Annotated in this window: 10 protein-coding genes and 1 tRNA gene; 7 read left to right on the forward strand and 4 right to left on the reverse strand. The window is 66.4% G+C overall.

Going from position 1 to position 12,105, the window contains the following annotated elements; genetic code table 11:
- The first annotated feature begins 77 nt into the window (after positions 1-77).
- The 5 genes from fabZ (at position 78) to NX862_RS03080 (ending at position 4,015) form a co-directional block, all read left to right on the forward strand.
- A complete protein-coding gene (fabZ, locus tag NX862_RS03060; RefSeq protein WP_264492398.1) occupies positions 78-533 on the forward strand; it encodes a 3-hydroxyacyl-ACP dehydratase FabZ in 456 nt (151 codons plus the stop codon).
- The gene (gene lpxA, locus NX862_RS03065) at positions 533-1,315 is read left to right on the forward strand and encodes an acyl-ACP--UDP-N-acetylglucosamine O-acyltransferase (RefSeq protein ID WP_264492399.1); all 783 of its coding nucleotides are present in this window, start codon (positions 533-535) and stop codon (positions 1,313-1,315) included. The genes fabZ and lpxA overlap by 1 nt, the downstream gene beginning before the upstream one ends.
- Positions 1,312-2,094, forward strand: coding sequence for an LpxI family protein (locus NX862_RS03070; protein ID WP_264492400.1), 783 nt, complete (start codon positions 1,312-1,314; stop codon positions 2,092-2,094). The genes lpxA and NX862_RS03070 overlap by 4 nt, the downstream gene beginning before the upstream one ends.
- Positions 2,082-3,200: a lipid-A-disaccharide synthase gene (gene lpxB, locus NX862_RS03075; protein ID WP_264492401.1), complete on the forward strand. Its 1,119-nt coding sequence runs from the start codon at positions 2,082-2,084 to the stop codon at positions 3,198-3,200. Before NX862_RS03070 ends, lpxB begins: the two co-directional genes overlap by 13 nt.
- Positions 3,201-3,439: 239 nt before the next feature.
- Complete coding sequence (locus NX862_RS03080; RefSeq protein WP_264492402.1) at positions 3,440-4,015, forward strand: VPLPA-CTERM sorting domain-containing protein; 576 nt, start codon at positions 3,440-3,442, stop codon at positions 4,013-4,015.
- A 53-nt stretch (positions 4,016-4,068) separates the two neighbouring features.
- Here NX862_RS03080 and NX862_RS03085 read toward each other — a convergent pair whose 3' ends face one another.
- From NX862_RS03085 to NX862_RS03115, 4 genes are all read right to left on the reverse strand, one after another.
- Complete coding sequence (locus NX862_RS03085) at positions 4,069-5,712, reverse strand: glycoside hydrolase family 3 protein (protein WP_264492403.1); 1,644 nt, start codon at positions 5,710-5,712, stop codon at positions 4,069-4,071.
- 57 nt (positions 5,713-5,769) lie between these two features.
- Positions 5,770-8,874 (reverse strand): matrixin family metalloprotease, encoded by a 3,105-nt coding sequence (locus tag NX862_RS19370; protein WP_319800860.1) that lies wholly within the window; start codon positions 8,872-8,874, stop codon positions 5,770-5,772.
- 64 nt (positions 8,875-8,938) lie between these two features.
- The gene (locus NX862_RS03110) at positions 8,939-10,171 is read right to left on the reverse strand and encodes a glycosyltransferase family protein (protein WP_264492404.1); all 1,233 of its coding nucleotides are present in this window, start codon (positions 10,169-10,171) and stop codon (positions 8,939-8,941) included.
- A 112-nt stretch (positions 10,172-10,283) separates the two neighbouring features.
- Positions 10,284-10,357: transfer RNA gene (locus NX862_RS03115), tRNA-Cys, on the reverse strand.
- A gap of 427 nt (positions 10,358-10,784) precedes the next feature.
- Here NX862_RS03115 and NX862_RS03120 point away from each other — a divergent pair.
- Both NX862_RS03120 and modA read left to right on the forward strand, forming a co-directional pair.
- Entirely contained in the window at positions 10,785-11,165 is a 381-nt protein-coding gene (locus tag NX862_RS03120) for a winged helix-turn-helix domain-containing protein (protein WP_264492405.1), read from the forward strand.
- Positions 11,166-11,332: 167 nt separating this feature from the next.
- On the forward strand, positions 11,333-12,094 hold the full coding sequence (gene modA / locus NX862_RS03125) for a molybdate ABC transporter substrate-binding protein (protein WP_413694526.1): 762 nt from the start codon (positions 11,333-11,335) through the stop codon (positions 12,092-12,094).
- Positions 12,095-12,105: the final 11 nt, after the last annotated feature.

A 12,105-nucleotide genomic window follows, 5' to 3' on the forward strand; every position in this document is an offset into this window, starting at 1 on the left:
TGCGTAGCCCGGGTCTCCCCCGGCTTGTCCTGTCTCTTTTCGCCTGATAGTCAGGGGAAAAGACGCAGGGGGACCCTATGACCGACGCCGTGACCAGTGCAGACCTTGACCTGATCAAGCGGATCATCCCGCACCGCTATCCGTTTTTGCTGATCGACAAGGTCCGTGACGTGGTGATCAACGAATCCTGCGTCGGCATCAAATGCGTCACCAATTCAGAGCCGCATTTCCAGGGCCATTTCCCGGATATGCCCATCATGCCCGGCGTCATGATCATCGAGGCGATGGCCCAGACCTCGGGCGTGCTGGTCGGTCTGTCCATGGATCTGGTCGACAAGCAGGCCAAGGTCTTCTTCATGGGCGTCGACGGCGTGAAATTCCGCCGCAAGGTTGTGCCCGGCGATGTGCTGGAACTGCATGTCAAAGCTTTGCGCGGCGGTGGCAAGGTCTGGAAATTCGAGGGCAAGGCCATGGTCGATGGCGAGATGGCCACCGAGGCCACCTTTACCGCCATGTTCGAGATCCCGAAGTAATGGCGGTCGTCGTTCACCCCTCTTCGGTGATCGAACCGGGCGCCCAGCTTGGGGAAAACGTCACCATCGGCCCGTTTTGCCTGGTCGGCCCCGAGGTCACTTTGGGCGACGGGGTTGACCTGAAGTCCCATGCCGTTGTGTCGGGTTGGACCGAGGTTGGCGCCGGATCGGTGATCTTTCCCCATGCCACGGTCGGCGGCGTGCCGCAGGATCTGAAATACAAGGGCGAGCGCACGCGGCTGATCGTCGGCGCGCGCAACCGCATCCGCGAGGGCGCCACGCTGAACCTTGGCACCGAGGGCGGCGGCGGGCTGACGCAGGTTGGCGATGACAACCTTTTCATGGCGGGCTCTCATGTCGGGCATGACGCCATCCTGGGCAACCGCATCGTGGTGGCCAATTGCGCCGCCATCGCGGGCCATTGCCAGATCGGCGATGACGTGATCATCGGCGGTCTGTCGGGCATCCACCAATGGGTCCGCATCGGGCGCGGCGCGATCATCGGCGCGGTGACGATGGTGACGAACGACGTGATCCCCTATGGCCTGGTGCAGGCCCAACGCGGAGAGCTGGACGGGCTGAACCTTGTGGGCCTGAAACGCCGCGGCCTGGACCGCGCCGCCATCCATGCCCTGCGTCATGCGTTCGAGGAACTGGCCAAGGGCGAGGGCTCTTTTGCCGACCGCGCCCGCCGGTTGGTGGACTCGCAGACCCCTGAAGTGGCCGAGATCGCGGCCTTTATCCTGCAGTCCTCGGACCGCAGCTTTTTGACGCCGAAATGACCCTGGCCCTGATCGCGGGGCAGGGCGGCTTGCCTGGCGCCCTGCTGGCCGCTTTGCCCGAACGTCCCTATCTGTGCGCGCTGGACGGCTTTGCCCCGGCGATGGTGCCGGATGTGACCTTTCGGCTGGAACGGTTGATCCCCTTTCTGCGCCACCTGACCGACCGCGGCATCACCCGGGTTTGCCTGGCGGGCGCTGTGACGCGGCCCCGTCTTGACCCGTCCCTGTTCGATCCTGCCACCGCCATGCTGGTGCCGCAGCTTCTCGCGGCGTTTCAGGGCGGCGATGACGGGACCTTGCGCTTTATCCTTGGCCTGTTCGAGGATCACGGGCTGCAGGTTCAGGGCATTGCCGATCTGGCCCCCGACCTGCTGCCCGGCCCCGGCCTGTTGGCGGGCACATTGCCCATGGACGCCGCGCGGGACGCCACCCGCGCCGCAGCCATCATTGCCGCGATGGGGGCGGTCGATCTGGGTCAGGCCTGCGTCGTGTCGCAGGGCCTGTGTCTGGGGGTCGAGGCCTTGCCCGGCACCGATGCGCTGTTGGCGCAGGTGGCGGAATGGGCGCCGCAAAGCGCCAAGGGGCTGCTGTATAAGGCCGTCAAGCCCGGTCAGGACCGCCGCGTCGATCTGCCCACAGTGGGCCTGACCACGCTGCAGGGTGTGGCCAAGGCGGGGCTTGCGGGTCTGGTGATCGAGGCCCATGGCGTGATCCTTCTGGACCGGACCAAGGCTCTGGCCTTTGCCGCGGAAAAGGGCCTGTATCTATGGGCGCGCTAAGCTTTTTCCTGATCGCCGGAGAGCCCTCGGGCGACAAACTGGGCGCGGCGCTGATGGCGGGGCTGAAACAGCTGTCGCCCGGTGTGACCTTTCAGGGCATCGGCGGGCCCTTGATGCAGGCAGAGGGCATGACCTCGCTTTTCCCGATGGAAGAGCTGTCGGTGATGGGGCTCGCCGAGGTTCTGCCGAAGTATTTCCACCTGAAACGCCGCATCGCGCAGGCGGCCCAGGCCTGTATCGCCGCCAAACCTGCGGCGCTGATCACCATCGACAGCCCGGATTTCTGCTTGCGGGTTGCGGCGCAGGTGAAACCGGCCGGGCTGCGCACGATCCATTACGTCGCCCCCTCGGTCTGGGCCTGGCGCCCGGGGCGTGCGCGCAAGATGGCGGCCCATGTCGATCATGTCATGGCGCTGTTGCCCTTTGAGCCGCCCTATATGACCGCCGCCGGCATGACCTGCGACTTCGTGGGCCATCCGGTCGTGGCCGAACCCCTCGCCAGCCCCGCCGACCTCGCCACTCTGCCCAAGCAAAGCCCGCTGGTTCTGTGCCTGCCGGGGTCTCGGCGCAGCGAGGTCCTGCGCCTTGCCCCCCGCTTCGGTGAGACGCTGACCGCGCTGTCCAAGTCCCACCCCGGCCTGACCGCCGTCTTGCCGACCCTGACCCATCTGCGCCCCCTGGTCGAAGAGATGACCCAGGATTGGCCGGTCCAGCCGCTGATCACCACCGATCCGGCCCAGAAGCGTGCGGCCTTTGCCCAGGCCGATGTGGCGCTGGCGGCCTCTGGCACCGTCAGTCTGGAGCTTGCGGCCAATCAATGCCCCATGGTCATCGCCTATGACTTGCACCCGCTGACGCTGTGGCTGATGCGGCGCATGGCGTTGACCGATACGTTCACGCTGGTGAACCTGGTGTCCGACACCCGCGCGATCCCGGAATATATCGGCGAGGACTTCCGCCCCGGCCCGGTGGCCAAGGCGCTGTCCCAGGCGCTTGGCGACCCCGCCGCCCAACAGGCCGCCATGCGCCTGACCATGCACCGTCTTGGCCAAGGCGCAGAGCCCCCGGGCCTGCGCGCCGCACGTTCGGTTCTGGCACATCTTTAGCGCGATTGGCGAAGTGATTCGCTGCCCCTTGGGCTGTGCCACACATGCGCCGCAAAGCCGTCACAGGTCCGAACAGATCGTCGGTTCCGAAAACACCCCATGCCCTGCAGTTCCGGCTTCATTGTTTCCGAAAACACGCGATAAACTTTACCGAAGCTCAAAAGGGCTTGATCGGGCTTGCGAATTTTTCCCAACCTCGGGGCATGAAGGCATGAAACGTGCCCCACCCAGGAGATGCCATGTTCAAGATGTTCAAAATTTTCGGCGCCATTGCGCTGTCGTTCAGCACCATGACGGCGGTCAATGCCGCGACGATCAGCTTCGATTCCGTGCCGACAAACACGACCTATATCAATGACGGTCTGTTGCTGTCGTCGAACGATGGCTACAGCAAGGGCGGTTGCGGCAATATAACGCCCGGCTCCAACGGATGCCTTGGCGACAACGGTTATGATGGTCGGTTGGTTTTCACTTTTGTCACCCCGGGAACCGTGACGCAGGCGGTGATCAATGCCTTCCAGGTGATCATGTGCGAAGGCTGCTCCGGCCGGCCCACCACCGGCAAGGTCTATGATCCGACTGGCGCGTTGTTGGTCACGATCAACATGAACACTGCCGCTGGGGTCAGCCGCTCGTTTGGCTATTCGGGCGGCAATATCGGCAGCCTGGTCTTTGACCTGGGCTTTGACGCCGTGCAGTCGATCAGCTTTGACACCCCCGCCGCGCCCGTGCCCACCGTTCCGGTGCCGGCCGCTGGCCTGATGCTGGTGTCGGCCCTGGCGGGCCTGGTCGCCGCGCGTCGCCGCAAGTCCTGATCAGAACAAGAGGGCGACCGAAAGGTCGCCCTCGGGCTATTGCAGACCCGGCGTCAGAACCGCGCATCCCCCAAGCCGCAGAACGGATCGACCGGCGTCCCCCGGCCCCACGTCGCCCGGCCCATCAGACAGTCGACCACCGCGCTTTGCATCGAGGGCATCGTGGCCCAGGCGTTGATATAGCAAGGCACCCGGGGCGCGTCATACAGGTAATAGGGCCAGCCAAACGAGATCATGACGGTCGGAATGTCATGCCAGCGCCGCGCCATGGCCTCGCCGAAATGGCCGGTCAGGCGCAGCCAGTCCAGATGGATGCGCCCGCGGGTCAGAAGCGTTTCCTCGCCAAACAGATACAGCATCAGGTCCCAGTCCTCGGGGATCACCTTCATGCCGGGGGTGAACAGCGTCACATCAAAGCCCTCGGCGCGCAGCATGTCGGGCAGGTCGAAGGGCAGGGGGACGGGGACAAAGGGCACGACCACCCCGCCTGACACCACCAGAACGCGGCGATGGCGCGCCACCGACAGGGGCAGGGTCGCCGCCACATCCTTGACCAGATGCGGCGCGCGGGCGGTGACACTGCGGGCGAACTCGGCCGCCTCGGGCCGTTTCAGCGCGGCGCGGTCCACGCGGAAGGGCGCGGAGTTGTGCAGCCCCGCCCAGGCCTTCAGCCCCAAGACCCGTGTCAGCGCCGCGTCCAGCCGTTCGGGCGAGATCCGGCCATCCGCCACCGCAGCCGAAATCAGCGCCACATCGGCGGCGGCATCGGGGGAAAACAGGATGATGTCGCAGCCGTTCTCGATCACCTGCGGCAGCATTTCGGACCGCGTCCCCCAGGCGCCAAAGCCCGCCATCGGCGTTGCATCCGACACGATGACGCCGTTGAACCCCAGTTCCCCGCGCAACAGGTCGATGTTCAAGGCCCGGCTGACCGAGGCGGGGCGATAAGCCTCGACCCCTGCGCCGCCATAGGCCGGAAGGGCGATATGGGCCGACATGACCGACATCACGCCCGCCTCGATCGCCGCGCCGTAAAGCCTGCCAAAGGTAGCCCGCCACTCTGCCATCGACAGCGGGTTGACCGTCGTCACAAGATGCTGGTCGCGGTCGTCAAAGCCCTCTCCGGGCCAGTGTTTCACGGTCGCCGCCACGCCAAGGGCCTGGAACTCGGCGATCTGGGCCAGGGCCTGCGCCTGCACCGTGTCGATATCCGCGCCAAAGCCGCGTGTCGCGACAATCGCGCTGCGCCAGGCCTTATTCAGGTCAACGACGGGGGTAAAGCTCCAGTTGATGCCGATGGCGCGGGCCTCGGCGCCCATGATCCGCGAAATCCCCCGGCTGGCTGCCAGGTCATCGACCGCGGCCAGTGCAATCGGGTTCGGGACCTCGGTGCCCACGGCCAGGCTCATGCGCGAGCCCTCCAGGTCGGCCGAGACCAGCAGCGGCACATTGGCCTGGGCCTGGGCCGCCTCGATAAAAGTCGCCTCATAGTCCAGGTCGGGCGTATAGCTGCGGGTGATGCCGGCGGGCTTCAGGCTTGCCAGGCGGGCCAATGCCTCGGGGTCTTGGCCCATCGAGTGAAAGACAAACAATTGCCCCACCTTTTCGGCGGGGGTCAGGCGGGCCTTGGTGGCCTCGACCCAGGCAATCGCCTCATCGGACAGGTTGAAGGGCGCGCGGCGCAGGATATCGGTCATGGGGTTCCTCCTGGCCCCAGACAAGGGCCAAGAGCCGCCGATTGCAAGCCCCGAAGGTCAAGAGATCACCGCCAGGATGGTGAAGCGGTCGGGGACAAGGTCGGCCAGGTTCGTGCCATCCAGCTGCAGGACATCGAAGGCGCCGAAGGCCAAGTCGACCCGCGCGCCGACCTGGGTGGCATGCAGCGCCACCAGGTCCTCGAAGGTCTCCAGCCCCAGGCTGTCCCACAAAGCCGCGGTCAGCATGATCAGGTCATCCGCGCCGAAATCGGTGATCCGGTCATGACCATCGCCCAGGTCAAAGACAAAGACATCCGCCCCGGTCCCGCCCGCCAGGCGGTCATCCCCGCCCGCGCCGCGCAAGGTGTCATCCCCCGCAGCCCCGATCAGCCAGTTCGCCCCGGCCGCGCCGGTGATGTCGTCGCCATGGGCCGACCCATGGACATCCTCGATCCGCAACAGAAGGTCGCCCTCGGCCTCGCCGCCAAAGCCCGCCCTTGCGCCCAGATCGACATGCACCGCCTCGGCCGAGCTGGCATAGGTCACGCGGTCGATCCCGTCGCCGCCGTCCAGCCGGTCGGCGCCCAGCCCTCCGGCCAGAACGTCATCGCCCTGCCGGCCCAAAAGCGTGTCATCCCCCGCCCCGCCGCGCAGCGTGTTGGACCCGTCATTGCCCGCCAACCAGTCATTCCCGCGAGAGCCGGTCAGCGCCTCGATCCCGGTCAGCCGGTCGCCCGCCGCCTGACCCAGACGGCCAAGGCCCGTGGCCAGGTCGACATTCACCCGCCAGGCCGAGGCCTGATAGCTGACGGTGTCGATCCCCTCGCCGCCCTCCAGCAGGTCGATCCCGCCGCCGCCCGCCAGCAGATCATTGCCCGCCCCGCCCGAAAGCCAATCGTCGCCCGAACCGCCGATCAGCTTGTTGCGGCCCGCATTCCCGAACAGGATGTCATTGCCCGTCCCGCCCTGGGCCTCTTCGATCTCGACGCCCGCGGCGATGGTGAACCCGCCCCGCGTCATCTCCAGATACGACACCACGCCGCCCCCGGTCAGCGTGTAATCCAGCGTCGCCGCCTCCAGCGAGATCACCGCGTTCACCGCCCCCTGATAGCGGATGCGGTCGATGCCGGCGGTGTCCCAGATCGTGACATGGCTGGTGTCGCCCAGGTCATAGATGTCATTGCCCGCATGGGTCGTGGTGTTGGCGCCGTATTTCTCTTGCAGGACCGCGATGTCCAGCGCCGCAGGGCTGGCCCCATGGCCAGTGCCTGCCGCCGTGGCCTGGCCCAGTGCCCCGCTGGCCCAGCCGCGGTTATAGGACATCATCGTATAGATTGCCTGGTTCAGGTCAAAGGCGCCAACCGAGCCGAAGTCGGCCGTCACCCCCTCCATCACCACCGATCCGCCGCCGGTGTCATGCGGATGGGCCAGGCCCAGGCCATGGCCGATTTCGTGGATCAGGGCATAGAAGGCCTCGGTCCCCGGCACAAAGCTGGCGCTGCCAAAGTCCGACATGTCGAACCGGCCCCAGCCGTCCAAGGCCACCGCCTCGCCGTCGGCCGTCAGCGTCCCGCCTGCCACGGCCCAATCGGCCAAGGCGCCGTCCAGGCTGGGCGCCGCGATCATCGCGAAATCGGCCTCGGCCAGGGTCGAGACAAAGGTGAAGGTCAGGTTGGCCACGGCGCTGAACAGGCCAAAGGCCGCCTGGATCGCCGTCACCTGCGCCGCCGAGAACTCCAGCGAAACAAAGCCCGCATCGGGGTTCTGGAACAGCAGATAGTCTTCCAGGATCGTCATGCCGCCCGGCTGGATAAAGACCTTGATGTCAGAGGGCGCAACAAAGTCCCAACGCAGCGCATCCAGAGGGTTGGGCACGGTGACGCGGATGTCCAGGTCAATGGCGGCGCCCGCGCCAAGGGCGCTGTCCTCCAGCGTCACGGTCAGGTCAAAGTCAAAGGGCGCGCCGGTGTTGATCACGGTGCCCGCGATCAGGAACAGGTTGCCGTCCTGGACATAGAACTTGTCGGCATCCGCCCCGCCCAGCACAAAGGTCAGCACCCCCGCAGTGCCATCCGGGTCATCGGCAAACAGAGTGCCGACCAGCAGATCGGACGACACATCGGTGAAATTGGTGATGGCAAAGGGCTCGTCCAGACCGGGGGCCGACACCAGAACCGGCGCATCGTCGCGGTCCAGGGTCTGGATCTCGATGATCTGCATGGTGTTGTTGCCGGCCGCGTCCTCATAAAAGATCCGCAGGGCATAGGATTGGTAGACTTCGTAATCCAGCACCTCTGTCAGGCTAAGCACGCCGTTTTCGTCGATGGCAAAGGGGCTGAATTCGGGGTCAAGCGTATCGGGAAAGACGCTGAAGTCGTTGAAGGCCAGGACTTCAACAAAAATGTTGCCCGGCACGGCGCCGGGCTGGCCCCGCAACCCCAGTTGGCCGATCACGCCCGGGCCCTGGTCTTCGGCGATCAGCTTGTCCACCTCCAGCACGCGGCCATCCAGCGTCAGCTGGGCCGGGGTGTCGCTGTCCATGATCTCGTCCAGCCGATAATCCCCGTCGGCAAAGCGAAAGCCCACGGCGCCACCGGTCAGGATCAGGTCGGTGTCGTCAGCGCCCCCGTCGCGCAGGTCCTGCACCGTCGTCTCATAGGTCCCGCCATAGCTGCCATCGGTGAAGGGGATGAAGGCCGTGTCGATGGCGTAATCGCTGCGGCTTCCGGTCAGGACGACCACATCCGACCCATTGGCATGGATCGTGTCATTCCCCGCCCCGCCGATGAAAAAGTCGCGCCCCGGGTTGTCGCTGGACATCTCGTCGCCGTCAACCGAACCGCGGAAGGTCTCGTGGGACGGCGCGGCCTCGACGCCGATCAGAACCTCGACCGTGACGGTTTGTCCTTGGGCGTCAAGAGCTTGCAGCGTCACCGTCAGTTGCGGCTGGCCCATGTCGTCCAGAACCGCGGTTTCGCTCAGCCGCAGCTGGTTGCCATCCAGAAAGACCGCACCGCCGGCATCGTCCAGCAGGGTGAAATCCGTTCCGCCCGAAAGCTCGCCGATCAGGGCGCCCGATTGCGTGTCTTCGCTCAGGGTTGCATTGATGCCGGACCCATCCAGCAGGCTTCCATCCAAGCGGATATCAAACAGGACGATCATGATGGAACCTTCAAACCGGAGAAAAATGATTAAAACAAAGTTTACCGGACCGCTTGGGGAAGGGTCAACTTGTTTCGGGTTTGTGGACCATTTCGCAGGTCGTGCCCTTGGCCAACGTCTCGGCCTGTTCGGCCACGGCAAGGGCCGGGTCCGACAGCCTGGTGCGGAAGTCGCTTGCCAGCGCCTCGGCTCGCTGCCCCGCCCGCAGCAGCGCCAAGGGGTCGGCCAGGGTGACAAGGTCGATGGACAGGCCCCAGGCGGCCAGCGCGCGCGCGGTCAGGTCCTGTTCGACGCCGCCCGGCAGAACCGCCAGCGGCAGGCCCATGGCCAGGCTTTGCGACACCGTGCCCATGCCGCCATTGCACAGCACGGCGGCATGGGTGGCGATCTGGCCCCAGCCAAGCGTCTTGTCCGACAGGCGCACCCCCGCCGCAACCAGTGCCGCGCGGCGCGGGGCGTCCAGGTCCGGCATCACCGCCAGGACGCTTGGCCCCAGCGCCAGCAGCGTCGCAAAGCCCGCCTCGGTCAGGCTGCGGCCGGGCAGATAGGCAAAGATCCCCTCACGCGTTGCAGGCCGGGACGGCAGGGGGCCGGCCAGGAAGGGCGACAGATGCGGCATGGACCGCAGGCCACGATAGGGGTCCAGTTCGGCAAAGACGGCGGGCATCAGCGCCTCTGCCTCGGTGATCTGGGGCAGGCGGTCCAAGGTGGGGCGGCCGATCCGCGCCAGGGTCGCGTTGACCTTCGCCAAAAGCAGGGGCTCGGCGATCAGGGGGCCGGCGGTCTGGGGGTCGGGCTCGGCGCCGGGAAAGGGCGGGAATTCGGCCAGATGCGTCGGCGGCACGGTAAAGCCCGTGCCGATGGCGATGCGTGGCAGGCGCCCCCTGGCGGCCAACAGGGCTGAGGGCGCAAAGTCGGCCACCAGGACATCCGGGCGAATGGCGTGAAACAGCGTCTCCCAGGCGCGTAAAAGCGGCTCCAGCGCGGCGGGGTCCTGCAGGCCCAGATTGGCCAAAAGATCGCCAAAGCGCCGCGGCGGGCCCAGGGGCCGGATGGGCGAGAACCGCAAGAGCCCGCCCCAAAGCGGCGCTTGCCACAGCCGGGCGCCGGGTTGGTCGTTCGCCTGGTCCGGATGCGTCTGGGTCAGATGCGACATGTTCAAAAAGGGGCCAAGGTCCTGAACCGCAAGGTGAACCTCATGGCCGCGTCGCTGCAGCGCGCGCGCCACGGCCTCCAGCCGCCGCGCATGGCCCCAGTTGCCGCCCAATTCCCAAGCCAGAAGCACGCGCATCGCCATTCCCCCCCGCCGCACTATGGCCAAAGCGGGTGCAAGCGTCAAAGCCAAGCCGCCGGCCTGTCGTGAGATGTGCAAGATAGGGGAGGGTCGGCCCACAGGGCCCTGATTTCCTTGGAGGCGGGTACCGGAATCGAACCGGTCTACACGGATTTGCAATCCGGTACGTAACCTCTCCGCCAACCCGCCGCCGAAGGTGACGGTGATTTAGCGCCGGCCTCGGGGTTTTGCAAGAGGCTTTGGCAGCGGGTGGCTGGGGTTTTGGCTGGGGTTTTGGCGGGGGGGTGGGCGGGGGGGTGGGCGGGGGCGGAACCCGGTACGGGCAAGGTCTTGGGGCAGGGTCTTGGGGCAGGGTTTCATGAAACGGCTTTGAAGCTGGAATTCCGGGGTTGGAAATATGCGGCAGGGTCTACGGGGCAGGGACCAGCGGCACGAAACATGGGGCAGGAACTCCGGGGCAGGAACTCCGGGGCCCACATGGGGCCAGGGGGCTTTGCTGCGGAGGTTTCGGGCACGTGACCCGGGCAAGGACGCCTCCGCGCCCCAGGCGCGGCGCTTGGCCTCCCCCCCCTCCCCGGGGCTTGCCCCGACCGGCCCGCCGGGGCAGGATCGCGCCATGGAACCCCGGCTGCATCTCAGACTTTACTTCGACGACATCCCCTTTGGTCCGGGCAAGGCGGCGCTGTTGCGGCATATTGCGGAACAGGGCTCGATCTCGGCGGCGGGGCGCGCCATGGGGATGAGCTATAAACGCGCCTGGGACCTGGTCGAAGAAATGAACGCGCTGTTCGCCGCGCCTCTGGTGGCCACGGCGCGGGGCGGGGCGGCCAAGGGGGGCGCCACCGTCACCCCGGCGGGGCAAGAGGTCCTGACCCATTACCGCGCCTTGATGGACTTGGTGGCCGGGCAGGGCGCGGGCCATCTGGCCGCAATCTCGGGACTTCTGGCGCCGCGGCTCCGGGGGGACAGCCCGCAGGACCCGGCCCCGCAAGACTGAGATTTGCGCCCCAGTCTGCTTGGGGCCCAGTCTGCTTGGGGCCCCGGGTCCCCGTGCGCCCGACGTTTCCCCGTATCCGCAATTTCGGGCACGTATTATGGTGGCCGGGTGGCTTGCGGCCTGATCGGACTCCCGTTATATTCCCAAAAACATAACGGGAGTCGTCGATGCGCAATTATCTTCTTGCGGGCCTGCTGGCCCTGCCCACTCTCCTGACGATCCCAACCATGGCGCAGGCCGAAGACATCACCGTTTTTGCCGCGGCCTCGCTGAAAGGGCCGCTGGACCAGGCGGCCGAAGCCTGGGGCAAGGCCACGGGCAACAGTGTCACGATCTCTTATGGCGGGTCCTCTGCCCTGGCCAAGCAGATCCTGGAGGCCGCCCCGGCCGATGTCTTTTTGTCCGCGGCGACCAACTGGATGGACAAGCTGGCCGAGGCCAAGGCGATCCAAGAGGGCACGCGCCATGATTTCCTGGGCAACACGCTGGTTCTGATTGCCGCCGACCTCGCGGCGGCCCCGGTCACGCTGGATGACAAGACCGACCTGAACGGCCTTCTGGCGGGGGGCAAACTGGCCATGGCCCTGGTCGATTCGGTCCCGGCCGGCCAATATGGCAAGGAGGCGCTGACGGCGCTGGGCCTGTGGACCGCGGTCGAGCCCAACGTGGCCCAGGCCGATGACGTCAAGGCCACGCTGAAACTTGTGACCTCGGGCGAGGCGCCTTACGGCATCGTCTATGGCACCGATGCGCGGGGCGCGGGGCTGACCCCGGTGGCCACTTTCCCCGAAACCAGCCACAAGCCGATCACCTATCCCGGTGCCGCCCTGACCGGGGCAAAGCCCGAGGCCGCGGCCTTTCTTGACTTCCTGAAGACCCCCGAGGCGGGCCGGTTCTTTGCCGATGCGGGCTTCACCCTGCTGCCGTAAGGGCTTGCGCT

The sequence above is a fragment of the Stagnihabitans lacustris genome (assembly GCF_025950525.1).
In the GTDB taxonomy this organism is placed as follows: Bacteria; Pseudomonadota; Alphaproteobacteria; order Rhodobacterales; family Rhodobacteraceae; genus Stagnihabitans.

What these genes read in the sequence shown, in the direction of transcription:
- NX862_RS03110 (WP_264492404.1), bottom strand. Translation starts at nt 10,171, where the DNA reads ATGGCGATGCGCGTGCTTCTGGCTTGGGAATTGGGCGGCAACTGGGGC.
- NX862_RS03085 (WP_264492403.1), bottom strand. Translation starts at nt 5,712, where the DNA reads ATGACCGATATCCTGCGCCGCGCGCCCTTCAACCTGTCCGATGAGGCG.
- NX862_RS19370 (WP_319800860.1), bottom strand. Translation starts at nt 8,874, where the DNA reads ATGATCGTCCTGTTTGATATCCGCTTGGATGGAAGCCTGCTGGATGGG.
- modA (WP_413694526.1), top strand. Translation starts at nt 11,333, where the DNA reads ATGCGCAATTATCTTCTTGCGGGCCTGCTGGCCCTGCCCACTCTCCTG.
- NX862_RS03080 (WP_264492402.1), top strand. Translation starts at nt 3,440, where the DNA reads ATGTTCAAGATGTTCAAAATTTTCGGCGCCATTGCGCTGTCGTTCAGC.
- lpxA (WP_264492399.1), top strand. Translation starts at nt 533, where the DNA reads ATGGCGGTCGTCGTTCACCCCTCTTCGGTGATCGAACCGGGCGCCCAG.
- NX862_RS03070 (WP_264492400.1), top strand. Translation starts at nt 1,312, where the DNA reads ATGACCCTGGCCCTGATCGCGGGGCAGGGCGGCTTGCCTGGCGCCCTG.
- NX862_RS03120 (WP_264492405.1), top strand. Translation starts at nt 10,785, where the DNA reads ATGGAACCCCGGCTGCATCTCAGACTTTACTTCGACGACATCCCCTTT.
- fabZ (WP_264492398.1), top strand. Translation starts at nt 78, where the DNA reads ATGACCGACGCCGTGACCAGTGCAGACCTTGACCTGATCAAGCGGATC.
- lpxB (WP_264492401.1), top strand. Translation starts at nt 2,082, where the DNA reads ATGGGCGCGCTAAGCTTTTTCCTGATCGCCGGAGAGCCCTCGGGCGAC.